General features: G+C 74.6%; 14 protein-coding genes, 2 tRNA genes and 1 pseudogene. 5 read left to right on the forward strand and 12 right to left on the reverse strand.

Annotated features, from left to right (window positions below):
- The first annotated feature begins 58 nt into the window (after positions 1-58).
- On the forward strand, positions 59-598 hold the full coding sequence (locus WAB14_RS10060) for a hypothetical protein (protein ID WP_340269484.1): 540 nt from the start codon (positions 59-61) through the stop codon (positions 596-598).
- Entirely contained in the window at positions 595-2,085 is a 1,491-nt protein-coding gene (locus WAB14_RS10065; protein ID WP_340269486.1) for an NAD-dependent succinate-semialdehyde dehydrogenase, read from the forward strand. Before WAB14_RS10060 ends, WAB14_RS10065 begins: the two co-directional genes overlap by 4 nt.
- Before the next feature lie 94 nt (positions 2,086-2,179).
- Here the strand turns inward: WAB14_RS10065 and WAB14_RS10070 are convergent, their stop codons facing one another.
- The 3 genes from WAB14_RS10070 to WAB14_RS10080 all read right to left on the reverse strand — a co-directional run bounded on the left by WAB14_RS10070 (position 2,180) and on the right by WAB14_RS10080 (position 4,660).
- On the reverse strand, positions 2,180-2,497 hold the full coding sequence (locus WAB14_RS10070) for a PepSY domain-containing protein (protein WP_340269487.1): 318 nt from the start codon (positions 2,495-2,497) through the stop codon (positions 2,180-2,182).
- Between the two features lie 92 nt (positions 2,498-2,589).
- Positions 2,590-3,963, reverse strand: a complete 1,374-nt coding sequence (locus WAB14_RS10075) for an ATP-binding protein (protein ID WP_340269488.1) — start codon at positions 3,961-3,963, stop codon at positions 2,590-2,592.
- Position 3,964: 1 nt separating this feature from the next.
- Entirely contained in the window at positions 3,965-4,660 is a 696-nt protein-coding gene (locus WAB14_RS10080; RefSeq protein WP_340269489.1) for a response regulator transcription factor, read from the reverse strand.
- 146 nt (positions 4,661-4,806) lie between these two features.
- On the opposite strand from WAB14_RS10080, the gene WAB14_RS10085 reads away from it, so the two are divergent.
- Entirely contained in the window at positions 4,807-6,921 is a 2,115-nt protein-coding gene (locus WAB14_RS10085; RefSeq protein WP_340269490.1) for a copper-translocating P-type ATPase, read from the forward strand.
- Positions 6,922-7,068: 147 nt separating this feature from the next.
- On the opposite strand, the pseudogene lgt reads toward WAB14_RS10085, so the two are convergent.
- The 4 genes and pseudogenes from lgt to WAB14_RS10105 all read right to left on the reverse strand — a co-directional run.
- Positions 7,069-7,863 (reverse strand): annotated as a pseudogene (lgt, locus tag WAB14_RS10090) (prolipoprotein diacylglyceryl transferase); the annotation flags it as partial.
- A complete protein-coding gene (locus tag WAB14_RS10095) occupies positions 7,806-8,687 on the reverse strand; it encodes a WD40/YVTN/BNR-like repeat-containing protein (RefSeq protein ID WP_340269491.1) in 882 nt (293 codons plus the stop codon). The pseudogene lgt and the gene WAB14_RS10095, both read right to left, overlap by 58 nt.
- A 4-nt stretch (positions 8,688-8,691) precedes the next feature.
- On the reverse strand, positions 8,692-9,297 hold the full coding sequence (locus tag WAB14_RS10100; protein WP_340269492.1) for a DUF305 domain-containing protein: 606 nt from the start codon (positions 9,295-9,297) through the stop codon (positions 8,692-8,694).
- Positions 9,298-9,351: 54 nt separating this feature from the next.
- Positions 9,352-9,750 (reverse strand): DUF6153 family protein, encoded by a 399-nt coding sequence (locus tag WAB14_RS10105; protein WP_340269493.1) that lies wholly within the window; start codon positions 9,748-9,750, stop codon positions 9,352-9,354.
- 260 nt (positions 9,751-10,010) lie between these two features.
- Between WAB14_RS10105 and WAB14_RS10110 the strand changes: the two genes are divergently transcribed.
- Complete coding sequence (locus tag WAB14_RS10110) at positions 10,011-11,375, forward strand: LVIVD repeat-containing protein (RefSeq protein ID WP_340269494.1); 1,365 nt, start codon at positions 10,011-10,013, stop codon at positions 11,373-11,375.
- Between the two features lie 71 nt (positions 11,376-11,446).
- Here WAB14_RS10110 and WAB14_RS10115 read toward each other — a convergent pair.
- Positions 11,447-11,520 (reverse strand) — tRNA-Asp (locus WAB14_RS10115).
- 45 nt (positions 11,521-11,565) lie between these two features.
- Positions 11,566-11,638: transfer RNA gene (locus tag WAB14_RS10120), tRNA-Glu, on the reverse strand.
- Positions 11,639-11,760: 122 nt separating this feature from the next.
- On the opposite strand from WAB14_RS10120, the gene WAB14_RS10125 reads away from it, so the two are divergent.
- Entirely contained in the window at positions 11,761-12,618 is an 858-nt protein-coding gene (locus WAB14_RS10125) for an SDR family oxidoreductase (protein ID WP_340269496.1), read from the forward strand.
- Positions 12,619-12,739: 121 nt separating this feature from the next.
- Here the strand turns inward: WAB14_RS10125 and WAB14_RS10130 are convergent, their stop codons facing one another.
- Genes WAB14_RS10130 through WAB14_RS10140 form a run of 3 tightly spaced genes read right to left on the reverse strand, consistent with a single transcriptional unit; the run spans position 12,740 to position 14,195 of the window.
- Positions 12,740-13,084: a metallopeptidase family protein gene (locus tag WAB14_RS10130; RefSeq protein ID WP_340269652.1), complete on the reverse strand. Its 345-nt coding sequence runs from the start codon at positions 13,082-13,084 to the stop codon at positions 12,740-12,742.
- Between the two features lie 8 nt (positions 13,085-13,092).
- Positions 13,093-13,710: an antibiotic biosynthesis monooxygenase gene (locus WAB14_RS10135; RefSeq protein WP_340269497.1), complete on the reverse strand. Its 618-nt coding sequence runs from the start codon at positions 13,708-13,710 to the stop codon at positions 13,093-13,095.
- On the reverse strand, positions 13,710-14,195 hold the full coding sequence (locus WAB14_RS10140) for a nucleoside deaminase (RefSeq protein ID WP_340269654.1): 486 nt from the start codon (positions 14,193-14,195) through the stop codon (positions 13,710-13,712). Before WAB14_RS10140 ends, WAB14_RS10135 begins: the two co-directional genes overlap by 1 nt.
- Positions 14,196-14,303 lie beyond the last annotated feature (108 nt).

The raw sequence follows: 14,303 nt of genomic DNA on the forward strand, positions 1-14,303 counted from the left end.
CCGCTCTCCGTCGTCGGACGTGGCCCCTGGTGCGACGCGGGGCGAGGGAGTGGCCGCGATGCTCACAGCGCGCGCCACGATCGACCTCGCCCGGCTGCTCGGGACGGACCCCGGCGTCCCGCTCGGCCCTGGGGACGCGGACGAGTGCCTCGTCCGGCTGCTGCACCTCGTGCTCGGCGCGCGAGGCGCGGCCGGGCACCGCGACGGGGCGGTCGGCGTGCTGCCCCGGTACGGACCCGGCGGCAGCGACAGCCCCGGTGTCGTCGAGGACCCGTCCGGCCTGTCCCTGGACGGCCTTCGCCGTGCCGTCGCCTCGTCCCGGCCCGGCAGCGCGCCCGTCACCGTCGTCGTCGCCGGTCCCCGCCCCGACGGTCCCGAGGCGGACCCCCTGGCGGTCCCGGCCGGTGCCGCTCTGACGGTGGCTCTCGGCAGCCCGGTCCGACGACCCGTCGTCGCCCGTGACCCCGACGGAGCCGAGGTCCTGTCCATCCGTACGCACAGCGAGGTGTCCGTGACGTACGTGGTCCCCGCCACCAGCGGCGACGAGGTGGCGTCGTTGCTGCACGAGGTCCACCGACGCCTGGAGGCAGCATCATGAGCACCGCGACGGTGCACGACGTCATCACGAGCGAGGACGAGGCCCGCGCCCTCGGGCTGGCGGCCGACGGGCTCTGGATCGCCGGGGAGGTCGTCGCCGCCCGGTCCGGTGCGACGATGCCGGTCGACGACCCCGCGACGGGCCGGCCCCTCGCCGACGTCGCGGACGCCGACGAGCAGGACGCGACCACCGCGCTCGACCACGCCGTCGAGGTCGCGGACACCTGGGCGCGGACGCCGCCGCGCGAGCGCGGGGAGATCCTCCGGCGCGCCTACGAGCTCGTGACGCAGCGTGCGGACGACCTCGCGCTGCTCATGACCCTGGAGATGGGAAAGCCCCTGGCGGAGGCCCGTGGGGAGGTCGCGTACTCCGCGGAGTTCCTGCGCTGGTTCTCCGAGGAGGCGGTCCGGGTCGCCGGACGCTGGTCGACGTCGCCGGACGGCGCCACGCGCCTGCTCACGATGAAGCGCCCGGTGGGGCCGACGCTCATGGTGACGCCGTGGAACTTCCCGCTCGCGATGGGCGCACGCAAGATCGGTCCCGCCGTCGCCGCCGGTTGCACCATGGTCGTCAAGCCCGCCTCGCAGACGCCGCTGTCGATGTACGCCCTCGCTCGGCTGCTGCAGGAGGCGGGACTGCCGGACGGCGTCCTCAACGTCGTCACCACGCGGCGCAGCGGAGCGGTCGTCGGGTCCCTGCTGAAGGACAGGCGCCTGCGGAAGCTGACGTTCACCGGCTCGACCGAGGTGGGTCGCGTGCTCGTCGAGCAGTCGGCCCGCAACCTGCTGCGGGTGTCGATGGAGCTCGGCGGCAACGCGCCCTTCCTCGTCATGGCCGACGCCGACCTCGACGCCGCCGTCGACGGCGCGATGGTCGCCAAGATGCGGACTATGGGGGAGGCGTGCACGGCAGCCAACCGCTTCCTCGTCCACGCCTCCGTCGCGGAGGACTTCGCGTCACGCCTCGCGCACCGGATGTCACGGCTGCGCGTGGGTCGGGGCACCGATCCCGGCGTGCAGGTGGGTCCCCTGATCGACGGCCGGTCCCGCGACGACGTCGACGCCCTCGTCCAGGACGCGCGGGACACCGGCGCCGACGTCCTCACCGGCGGGGAGCCGTTGCCGGGCGCGGGCTCCTTCTACGCCCCGACCGTCCTGTCGGGCGTGGCGCCGGGGACCCGGCTCCTCGAGGAGGAGATCTTCGGCCCCGTCGCACCGGTCGTGCCCTTCGACACCGTCGAGGACGCGCTCGAGACGGCCAACGGGACCGACTACGGCCTCGTCGCGTACGCGTACACGCGTGACCTCTCCCTCGCGCTGCGACTGTCGGAGGAGCTCGACACCGGGATGGTCGGGATCAACCAGGGCCTGGTGTCGAACCCCGCCGCGCCGTTCGGCGGCGTCAAGCACTCCGGCTTCGGTCGGGAGGGTGGTCCGGAGGGGATCGAGGAGTACCTCGAGACCCGGTACGTCGGCATCAAGCCGTAGCTGTCGACCCCGGCCGGTCCGAGCCGTCCCGGACGTGGCACGGCGACCGCCCGGGTCGTGGGCGGTCGCCGTGGGTCCGTCGGAGCGGTCGACGTCAGTCGTCGTCCGGCTCGTCCTCGGGCTCGTCACCGATGACGGTGAAGTCCTCGTCGAGGTGGACGTCGACCTCGCCGCCGTCCGGCAGCGTGACCTCGACCTCGTAGTAGCCCTCCTCGTCGCCCACCTCGGTGTCGGTGACCTCGCCACCGCCGGTGTGCTCGAGCGCGGCCTCGGACGCCTGCTCGAGGGCGTCGCCGGTGATGGGCTGCTCCGTGCCGTCGTCGTCGCTCACCGCGACGGCGACCCCCGTGCTGGCGCCGGCGACCGCGAGGGCCGCGACCCCGCCGATGATCCACGTGGTCCTGCGTCGCATGTGGGGCTCCTTCCCGCCGGGCCACCTGCCCGGGCGTGGTCCCACGATGCGCTCGTCCGGCTGACCGCCCGCTGAACGACGCGGTCCGTGCGCTACGGCTCGACGACCGCCGGGAGCCGCACCTCGACGCGCGCGCCGCCGAGCGGGCTCGTCCCGAGGCGCACCGAGCCGCCGTGGGACGTGACGACCTGTCGGACGATCGCCAGACCGAGCCCGGTCCCCCCGGCGGCGCGACCGCGGCCGGCGTCGAGCCGCACGAACCGCTCGAAGACGCGCTCCCGGTCGCCGGCGGGCACGCCCGGACCGTCGTCGTCGACGACGAGCACGACCTCGTCGGACTCCTCCCGAAGGGCCGGCCGCACGGTGGTGCCGGTGTTCCGCACGGCGTTGTCGAGGAGGTTGCCGACGACGCGGCGCAGTGCGTCCTCGTCGCCCTGCACTCGACCCGCGGACACCTCCGACACGTCGAACACCACGCCGCTCGAGGCGCGCGCCCGCGCGGCCTCGGCGAGCACGACGTCGTCGAGGTCGACCACCGCCAGCGACGTGCCGGCCGCGGACTCGTCGGCGCGCGCCAGCAGGAGCAGGTCGTCGACGAGCCGCTGCAGCCGGCGTGCCTCCTCGGCGACGTCGCGCCCGAGCTCCTCCGCGGACGTGCGCCCCGGGTACGTGTGGGCGACCTCCGCGTGCTGCCGCAGCGAGGCGACGGGGGAGCGCAGCTCGTGGGCGGCGTCGGCGACGAAGCGCTGCTGCCGCTGCCGGCCCGCCTGGAGACGGTCGAGCATGCGGTTCACCGTCGTGGCGAGGCGCGCCACCTCGTCCGTCGTGGCGGGGACGGGCACCCGCCGCTGCAGCCGGTCGTCGCCGATCGCGTCGGCCTCACGCCTGATGGCGGTGACCGGCGCGAGCGCGCGCCCGACGAGGACCCACGTCGTCGCCCCGACCACCACGACGAGCAGCGGGCCACCGGCGGCCAGCAGGACGGTGACGAGCCGGGTCGACGCGAGGATGTCGTCGACCTCGCGCCCCACGAGCACCGTGGCCGCGGAGCCGTCGGCCGTCGCCGGTACCGCGACGACGAGGAGCTCGTCGTCGAGCTCGCCCCCGCCCGGCAGGTCGTCGACCACCGCCGCACCCTCCGCCCCCGCCGGTCGCAGCGCCGGGAGGGACCGCCCGAGCGGCGACGCGGCGACCACACGACCCGACCGGTCCACCACCTGCACGACGAGGTCGTCGCCCTCGCGCTGGGGGGTGACGGCCTGGACCGGGTCCGCACCAGCGGCGAGCGACGCCGCGACCGAGGCCGCCCGCACCTCCGCGGTGCTGCGTGCGCCGTCGAGCAGGGTGGTCCGCAGCGCGAGGACGAGCGCGACACCCCCGACCGTCATGGCGAGACCGACGACGAGCACCGCGGCCGCCGTGGTCCGCACCCGCACCCCGGCGACCCGGGTCCACCACCTGAGCACGTCAGGCCCCGTCGGTGCCGTCGGTGCCGTCCGCGGAGAGCCGGTACCCGGCGCCTCGCAGCGTCTGCAGGCTCGAACGGCCGAAGGGCCGGTCGACCTTGTTCCGGAGCCGGCGGAGGTACACCTCGACGATGTTCGGGTCGATCTCGACGTAGGGGTCCCACACCTCGTCGAGCAGCTCCCGCTTCGTCACGACGCGACCCGCACGGCGCATGAGGTGCTCGAGCACGGCGTGCTCGCGCGCCGTCAGACGCACCTCGGTACCGCCGCGCCACACGGTGCGGGCGGCCGGGTCCATGCGGAGGTCCCCCACGGCCAGCTCGTCCGGCTCGTCACTCGTGCGCCGTCGAAGCAGGGCCCGCAGCCGGGCGACGAGGACCGCGTGCGAGAACGGCTTGGTGAGGAAGTCGTCGGCGCCGGTCTCGAGCGCCGTCACCTCGTCGCGTTCCCCCTCGCGTGCGGTGAGGACGAGGACCGGTGTGTCGAGGCCGGCGGCGCGCAGGGCCGAGCAGACCCGGTACCCGTCGAGGCGGGGAAGCATGAGGTCGAGGACGATCGCGGCGTGCTCGCCGGCGAGCCCCAGCCGCAGGCCCTCGGAGCCGTCGGCGGCGACGTCGACCGCGAACCCCTCGGCCTCCAGGCCCTCGCGGAGACCGTCGGCCAGGTGCGGCTCATCCTCGACGACGAGCAGCCTCACGAGCGCCACCGACACCGCACGCGTCGATGGTGCCGGGCGACGGGCGACGGGTCATCCGGTCGCACACCGCTCTTGTGCTATACCCCCGGGGGGTATATACATCTGCCAGTCGCCCGAGCGGGCGGCGCCGGCCCGAGGAGGCAGCCATGTCGGCACAGGGAACCGTCGAAGAGCCCGTCGTCCACCACCACGAGCCGTCGGGCGGTGACTCACCGGGCTCCGGCCACGCGACCCGTCCCGCCCACGCCGATCACGGCGACCACGGCGACCACGGCGACCACGCCGCGGCCTTCCGGGACCGCTTCTGGGTCGTGCTCGCCCTCACCGTCCCCGTCGTCGTGTGGTCGCACCACGTCCAGGGGCTGCTCGGCTACACGGCGCCGGCGGTCCCGCTCCAGGAGTGGATCGGCCCGGTGCTCGGCTCCGTCGTCTTCTGGTGGGGAGGGTGGCCCTTCCTCAGCGGCGGCTGGTCCGAGCTGAGGTCCCGCCGCCCCGGGATGATGCTTCTCATCAGCCTCGCGATCACCGTCGCGTACGTGAGCTCGACGGCCACCGCGCTCGGTCTCTTCGCCCAGGAGGTGTGGTGGGAGCTCGCGCTCCTCATCGCCGTCATGCTCCTGGGCCACTGGGTCGAGATGCGCGCGGTCGGTCAGGCGCAGGGGGCGTTGTCCGCGCTGGCCGACCTCCTGCCGGACGAGGCCGAGCGTGTCGACGCCGACGGTCGCGTCGAGACCGTCCCCGTCGCGGTGCTCGCCGCGGGCGACGTCGTGCTCGTCCGGCCCGGCGCGCGGGTGCCGGCTGACGGCACGGTCACCGAGGGCGCCGCCGACGTCGACGAGTCGATGCTCACGGGGGAGTCGAACCCCGTGCCGCGCGGCGCGGGCGACGAGGTGGTGGCCGGGACGGTCGTCGCAGGGTCGAGCCTGCGGGTGCGGGTCACGGCGACCGGCGACGACACGAGCCTCGCCGGCATCCGCCGCCTCATCGAGCAGGCGCAGTCCTCCCGCTCGCGCGCCCAGGCCCTCGCCGACCGCGCCGCCGCCCTCCTCTTCTACGTCGCCCTCGTCGCCGGGGCCGTGACCGCCGTCGTGTGGCTCGCGCTCGGCCAGCCGCTCGTCGCCCTCGACCGGACGGTGACCGTCCTCGTCATCGCCTGCCCCCACGCCCTCGGGCTCGCGATCCCGCTCGTCACCGCCATCTCGACGGCGACCTCTTCCCGCGCCGGGATCCTCGTGACGGACCGGCTCGCCCTCGAGCGGATGCGCACGGTCGACGCCGTCCTGTTCGACAAGACCGGCACCCTCACCGAGGGTCGCCACGTCGTCGCCGACATGGCCGCGACGGCCGGCGTCGACACCGGCACGGTCCTGCGGCTCGCGGGCGCCGTCGAGGCGGACTCCGAGCACCCCCTGGCGCGGGCGGTGCACGCCACGGCGGCGGCGAGGGGGGCGGTCCCCGCGACGCGGGGCTTCCGATCCCGCACCGGCCGCGGCGTCGAGGCGACCGTCACCGACGGTGCATGGACCGGGGTCGTGGCCGTCGGTGGCCCCGCGATGCTCCGGGAGGACGGCCTCGAGGTCCCCGCCGACCTCACCCGGTGGGCGGCACCGTGGACCGCGCGCGGCGCCGCCGTCCTCCACGTCGTGCGCGACGGCCGGGTCGCCGGTGCGCTCGCGCTGGAGGACGCCGTCCGGGACGTGTCCCGCGAGGCCGTCCGCCGCCTGCACGAGGCGGGCGTCACGGTCGCCATGGTGACGGGCGACGCGCGCTCCGTCGCAGAGGCCGTCGGTCGGGACCTCGGCATCGACGAGGTCTTCGCCGAGGTCCTGCCCGAGGCGAAGGACGCGAAGGTGGCGGAGCTGCAGGCGCGGGGCCACCGCGTCGCGATGGTCGGTGACGGCGTCAACGACGCGCCCGCCCTGGCACGGGCGGACGTCGGGATCGCCATCGGCGCGGGCACGGACGTCGCCCGTCGCTCGGCCGGCATCGTGCTCGCCTCCGACGACCCGCGAGCGGTGCTCGCCATCCGCACGCTCTCGGCGGCCACGTACCGGAAGATGATCGAGAACCTGTGGTGGGCCGCCGGGTACAACATCGTCGCGATCCCGCTAGCGGCCGGGGTCCTCGCCCCCTGGGGGTTCGTCCTGCCCATGGCCGTGGGGGCGGTGCTCATGAGCACCTCGACCGTCGTCGTCGCCCTCAACGCGCAGCTGCTCCGGCGGGTGCGCCTGCAGGGCCTGGGCGCCGCCACCGGCGCCTGACGCCGCGCCCGGCTCGGCGCCGCGACGACCCGTCGCCGTCCCGGTCTCGACGACCTCCTCGCGACCGGGGCGGCGACGCGACTGCACGAGCAGGGCGAGCGCGGCGACGAGCACGAGGACGAGCGCGGCCAGCTGGTTCCAGCGCACGCCGAGCACGAGCGTCGCCGGATCGGTGCGGAGCGTCTCGGTGAGGATCCTGCCGGTCCCGTACAGGCACAGGTAGAGCAGGAACACGCGGCCGTGGCCGAGCCGGAACCGTCGGTCCGCCCACACCAGGACCGCCGCGACGCCGAGGCTCCACAGCGACTCGTAGAGGAAGGTCGGGTGGAACGTCTCCGCCTCCGCGTACTGCGCGGGCCGGTTCTCCGGGTCGATCCGCAGCCCCCACGGCAGGTCCGTCGGGGTACCGAACAGCTCCTGGTTGAACCAGTTGCCCCACCGGCCGATCGCCTGGGCCACGGCGATGCCCGGCGCGAGCGCGTCCGCGAAGGCGCCGACGGAGACACCACGGCGTCGGCACACGAGCACCGCCGCGAGGCCACCACCGAGCAGGCCGCCGAAGATGGCGAGCCCGCCCTCCCACACCCGCAGGGCCGACCACGGGTCGTCGGCGTAGGCCTGCCAGCGCGAGACGACGTGCCACACGCGGGCGCCGACGAGGCCTGCGGGCACCGCCCAGATCAGCACCTCCTCGACGGTGTCGGGTCGCCCGCCGCGCGCGACCCAGCGCCGTCGGCCGATGAGGGCCCCGACGACGACACCGACGATGATGACGAGCGCGTACGCGCGGACGGGGACCGGGCCGAGGTACCAGACGCCCGTGTCGGGGCTCGGGATCCCGCCGCCGGTCAGCAGCAGCCCCGGGAGGGCACCGACTGCGCCCGTCACGATCCCGCCGCCGTACCGGTCCGGGTGTCGGCGAGCGCGACCACCGCGGTCCACGTCCGGCCGCCGTCGGTGGAGGACAGGACGTGCTCCTCGGTCGCCGCGAGGAGATCGGTGTCGCTCACCGCGGCGACAGCCGTCGCCGGGGCCCCCAGGTCACCTGTCACCGCCCACCCGTCCGGGTCCAGCCGCGCGACCTCGCCGGCGCCGGTCACGAGGACCGGCGACCCCCCGGCCGGGACGGCCACGTGCTGCGCCCGGTCGGGGGCCGGTGGATCGAACGGCACCAGGTCGACGCCCTCGAGCCGCTGCACCCGGCCGGCCGAGACGACGACCGGCGTGCCGTCGGCGAGCAGCGCCACGGAGCTCACCTCCGGGACGCCGCCCAGCTCCTGCCACGTCCGCCCGCCGTCGTCGCTGCGCCGCAGCACCGAGGTGGTGGCGTCCCACCCGACGACCTGGTCGTCGCGGGCGGCGAGGGCGTGCAGGTCGGCGTCGCCCGTCAGGGAGACCGGCTGCCACGTGGCGCCCCCGTCGTCGCTCGCGACGAGACCGAGGTGCACGGGCAGGTCCTCCCGCGCGTCGGGGTGGCCGCTGGCGAGCAGCCGCTCGCCGTCGACGGCGAAGCCCATGAGGTCGTGCCACCGGTCGGCCACCCGCTCGACGGAGACGTCGGGGCTGTCGCCGTCGACGCGGAACAGGCCGGTGTGCGTGGCGGCGAGGACGGTCCCGTCGACGGGGTCCACACCCAGACCGTGGACGTGGAGCATGCCGGGATCGAGGTCCGAGGCGGTGCCCCCGTCCTCCCCGCCGGCGCAGCCGACGAGGAGGACGAGGGCGCACGCTGCGACCGCGACCCGGGTGGTCGGACGGCGTGTCACGACCTCAGCCGCCCAGGAGGTCCTGCATGAGGGCGATCTCGGCCTCCTGCGTGCTGATGATCTCCTCGGCGAGGGCGAGCGCCTCGGGGTTGGCGCCCTCGTCGAGCTGGGTCCGCGCCATGTCGACGGCACCCTCGTGGTGCTCGACCATCATCGTCAGCCACATCTCGTCGAAGGGCGGGCCCTCGGCGTCCCCGAGCGCGGCCATGTCCTCCGCGGACATCATCCCCGCCATGCCGTCCATGTCCATGCCGGCGTGGTCGCCGTGGTCGGCGGGCTGCTCGGCGCCCCAGGCGTCCAGCATGCCGCGCATGGTCTCGATCTCGGGTCCCTGTGCGGCCGAGATCTCCTCGGCGAGGGCGAGGACCGCCGGGTCCTCGGCCGCGGCCAGCGCCATGTCCGACATGTCGACGGCCTGCTCGTGGTGGGGGATCATCCCCTGGGCGAACGTGACGTCCGCCTCGTTGTGCTCGGCCGAGATGTCGGCGGCGGCGACCGCCGCGGCGGTACCGCCCGCGCCGTCCGCCCCCGGTGTCGCGCCGCCGCAGGCGGCGAGGACGGTGGCGAGGCCGAGGCCGGACAGGGCGGAGCAGAGTCGGGTGGTGCGCATGCGTGTCTCCTGGGGGTGTCGTCGGGTCGGGTGCGGGGGCGGCGGGAGCCGCTCCTAGACCCTCATGACGCAGAGGCGGACGCGCGGGGGCGGCGGGACGAGGCGCAGGGCCGGGGCGGCGGCGAGCGGCTCCAGCCGATCGCGCACGGACGGGGACCCGGTGGCGGCGCGGCGGCTGATCCGGACCGCGAGCGTGACGACGACCCCGACCAGGGCCAGGACGCAGCCGACGAGGACGTCGTGCACCGGTGAGCCGTGGTCGCCGTGGCCCGGCGCCGTCGGCCCGACCGTCCCGCCGGTGACGTCGGCGTGGTGGCCGGCCGCGGCGGTGTGCGCGGCCGCCCCGGTCCCGACGAGGTCGACGACACCGTGCATGCCGAGCACCCCGGCGACGAGGAGGAGGATCGCCGCGAGCCGTACGCCGGTCGAGGACCGGCCGACGCGACGCCTCACCCCAGCCACCCTCGAAGGGTAGGCCAGGTCGGTGCAGCCGCCGTGGCCCGCCCCCGGCGCCCCGTGCGCCCGGAGCCTTGACGCTGCCCGCGCCGGGACCTAGCGTCCCGGCTCACCCGGTCGCTGATCATGCGGCCGGGGTCGGGAGGGCGGTACCCCGCCCTGTCGACGCCCTGCGTCGCGACGGTGCGATCACGAGGAGGTGCGCGCCACCGTGCGGCGTGGCGCCCCTCCAGCCCTCACGAAGAAAGGGTGGGTCGATGAGGACCCCAGCCATCATCGCCGCGCTCGCGGTCGCCGCGTCGCTCGCGGTCGCCGTCCCGGCCGTCGCGCACGACGGCGAGCACCTCGGACCGGGCAACCCGGGCCCGAGCATCTCGTCGCAGAACGTCAAGCTCCTGTCGAACTCGCCGAAGTCGAACACGGCCACGCAGTCCGACCTCGCCTTCTTCGGCAAGTACGCCGTCGCGGGCAACTACGCCGGCTTCCGCATCCTCGACGTCTCCGACCCCGCCGCCCCGGTCACGGTCACCGACTTCCGGTGCAACGGTCCCCAGGGCGACGTGTCCGTCGTCGGGAACCTCGTGTTCCAGTCCGTCGACTCCCCGCAGAGCAGCTCCGCCTGCACCAGCACGAACGCGACCGCGAGCACACCCGGCATGTTCGAGGGCATCCGCGTCTTCGACATCAGCGACATGACGTCGCCGCAGCTCGTGACGGCCATCCCGACCGACTGCGGGTCGCACACGCACACCGTCCTGCCGGAGCCGGAGAACGACCGGGCGATCCTCTACGTGTCGAGCTACCCCCTCGGCGGCGCGGCGCTCGGCCCGAACTGCCGGCCGACGCAGAGCGGGGACGGTCACAACGTCGTCTCCATCGTCGAGGTGCCGCTGAGCGACCCCGCGGCGGCGTCGGTCACGGAGTACCAGCTCGAGATGGAGCAGGTGACGTACCTCAACGCCTTCACCTTCAGCGCCTGCCACGACATCTCCGTGTTCAAGGAGATCGACCGGGCCGCCGCGGCGTGCCTCGGAGTCGCGCAGCTGTGGGACATCAGCGACCCGCTCGCGCCGGAGGTGCTCTGGGAGTTCGACGACCCGGCCGTCAACCCGGCGAACATCGACCTGTGGCACTCGGCGAGCTTCAGCTGGGACGGTGAGGTCGTCGCGTTCGGTGACGAGTCCGGTGGCGGCGGTGCCGCGCGGTGCGTGGACCCCGACGACCGGCAGGGTCGGATCTGGTTCGTCGACGCCGCGACGGGTGAGCACCTCGCCGACTACAAGATCCCGCGGTCCGAGAGCGGCATCTGCACGATGCACAACTTCAACTTCGTCCCGCGTCGGGACGGCAAGAAGGTGCTCGTCTCGTCGGCCTACACCGGCGGCACGACCGTCGTCGACGTCGACGCGCTGCTCGCCGGGGCGTCCGCAGCCCAGGCGGAGGTCGGCTTCGCCCGTCCTCACGGCGCCTACACGTGGTCGTCGTACTGGTACAACGGCCACATCTACGCCAACGACACCGACCGCGGCATGGACGTGTTCCTGCTGAGCGACAAGGCGCGGGCAGGCGCGGTCAAGCTCGACCACCTCAACCCGCAGACGCAGCTGGACCTCATCGGCTGACGTCCTCGGCCCCCGAGGCACGACGCACAGGAGCCCGCCACCGGACGGTGGCGGGCTCCTGTGTGAGTGTGCGACCCCGACGGGACTTGAACCCGCGACCTCCGCCGTGACAGGGCGGCGCGCTAACCAACTGCGCTACGGGGCCAGGGTGGTTCCTGACCGGGTGGAACGTGGTGCCGGGTGGTGCTCGTACCCCCAACGGGATTCGAACCCGTGCTACCGCCTTGAAAGGGCGGCGTCCTAGGCCGCTAGACGATAGGGGCGCGGGACGTCCCGTGTGGAGCGGTTGAAGCATAGGTGTAGAGGGCGCCCTGCTCCAAAACGCCACCTCAGGCGGTGGGTCGCGCGCCGGAAGAGCGGGCCCGCGCCGGTGGTTGGCGACGGCATGACGCAGCTGAGGATCGGTGTGACGGGTGCGACCGGGCGGGTCGGGGGCCGGGTCGCTCGGTCGCTCGTGTCGGCGGGGCGGGACGTGCGTCTGCTCGTGCGGGACGCGTCCCGGGTCCCCGGCCTCGAGGGGCCGGGGCGGGTCGACGTCGCCGTGTGCGAGTACCGCGACGGCGGGGCGTCCCGGCGTGCGCTCGACGGGCTCGACGTCGTCCTCATGGTGAGCGGCGCGGAGGCGGAGGACCGGGTCGACGAGCACCGCACCTTCGTCGACGCCGCGGCCGCGGCGGGCGTCGGGCACCTCGTGTACACGTCGTTCGCAGGCGCGTCGGCCACGTCGACGTTCACGCTCGGTCGCGACCACTGGGCGACCGAGCAGCACGTCCGCGCGTCCGGCGTCGCCCACCACACGTTCCTCCGGGACAACCTCTACGCCGACTTCGTCCCGTTCCTCGCCGGCGAGGACGGCGTCATCCGGGGTCCGGCCGGCGAGGGCCGCATGGCCGGCGTCGCGATCGCCGACGTCGCCGACGTCGCCACCGCCGTCCTGCTGGACCCGGACGCCCACCGGGACGCCACCTACGTCCTCACCGGGCCGGAGGCGTTCACCCTCGCCGAGGCGGCGGCGGTCGCCTCTCGTGTCACCGGGCGGACGCTCCGCTACGAGCCGGAGACGCTCGAGGAGGCGTACGCGTCGCGGGCACGCTACGGCGCGCCGGACTGGCAGGTCGAGGCGTGGGTGTCGACGTACACCGCGATCGCTGCCGGTGAGATGGCGCGCGTGAGCGACGACGTGGCGCGTGTCACCGGACGACCTGCTCGATCGCTCGAGGACGTCCTCACACCAGCAGGTTGAGGACCACGGTGAGGGCCACGGACAGCAGCACCGATATGACGATCATCGCGATGCAGCCGGGGGCGCCGCCGAGAGGTCGGATCCGTACGGGACTCATGACGGGTCCGTACCCGGTATGCGCCTAGCCCCACCCCAGCTCGTGGAGCCGGTCGTCGTCGATGCCGAAGTGGTGGGCGATCTCGTGGACGACTGTGACGAGCACCTCCTCGACGACCTCCTCGCGGCTGTCGCACATCGCGAGGAGCGGGCCGCGGAACACGAGGATGCGGTCGGGCAGGACGCCCGCGTACCAGCTGTCGCGCTCGGTGAGCGGCGTCCCCTCGTAGAGCCCGAGCAGGTCGGGCGGCTCGTGGGCCGGCGGCTCCTCCTCGACGAGCACGACGACGTTGTCCATGAGCGAGGCGAGCTCGCCCGGCACCTCGTCGAGGGCCTCGGACACCGCCTGCTCGAAGTCCTCGACCGTCATGTCGACGCTCACGTGCCCGAGCTCCGGCCCGACCGTCCCGCACGCCGCCACGGCGCGGGGCGGCCCTCGAGCCACCACTGCAGCCGGCGGGTGACGAACGGCAGGACGAGGTACGTCATGACGGGCGTCAGCAGGAGCGTGAGGACGAGGACACGCGGGAGGAGGGGCCACGCGCCGACGAACGGGGTGAGCGCCGCCTGCGCGGCGAGGTTGGTGGGGAAGAACGCCGTCCAGATGACGCACGCCTGCTTCCAGCGGGGCGGCGCCCCGCCCCGCGTGCTCACGACGCGGCCCCGCGGCTCGTCGAACCAGCCCTCGATCCCCGTGCGCTGCTCGACCTGCTCCTCCTGCACGAGGCCGAGCGCGGACGCGAGCCACCACCGCCGCTGCTCGGAGCCCTCCCACGCCCTGAGCGACGTCGGGTCGGCGAAGCGGTAGAGCATGTGCCAGACGTCGCCGTCGGTCCCGGGCCGCACGTGCCCGGCGCCGAGGAAGCCGGGGAAGCCCGCAGCGAGGCGCTGGCCCGCGGCGATCCACGCGCCCATCTCGGCCTCCCGGCCGGGCAGCGCGCGTCTGGTGACGGTGACCGTCACGGTGCTGGGCGGCGTGGAGGCTCCGCCCGGCATCAGTACTCCACCCTCGCCTCGTGGGCGGCCCACGCCTCGAACGGCCGGGTGGCGCCCAGCGGCGCCGCAGCCCGGACGGGCGGCACCTGCTGCTCCGGGGGCAGGTCCAGCATGTCGTAGAAGGCGAGGTCGTCGAAGCCCGCGCGGGCGGCGTCGTGGCGGTCCGCGGCGAACCACACGGCGTCGACCCGCGCCCACATCGCGGTCGCGCGGCACATCGGGCACGGCTCGCAGCTGCTCAGCAGGACGCAGCCGGCGAGGTCGTGGGTGCCGAGCGCCGCACCCGCGGCTCGCAGGGCCACGACCTCCGCGTGTGCGGACGGGTCGTGCGTCGCCGTCACGCGGTTCGTGCCCTCCGCGACGGTCTCCCAGCCGTCGGCCGCCGGTCGCACGACGACAGCGCCGAAGGGTCCGCCGCCGTCCGCGACGCTCGCGACGGCGAGGGAGACGGCGCGCTCGAGCAGCGGAGCCAGCGGCGGGGGCATCTCGGTCACGAGGACGAGACTAGGGAGCGGGCTCGTCCAGGGGGTCGAGGAAGCGCACGCCAGGGGAACGGGCGAGGCCCCGGTCGCTCGGCTTGATACCCCTAGGGG

Source organism: Aquipuribacter nitratireducens (assembly GCF_037860835.1).
GTDB classification, from domain to species: domain Bacteria; phylum Actinomycetota; class Actinomycetes; order Actinomycetales; family JBBAYJ01; genus Aquipuribacter; species Aquipuribacter nitratireducens.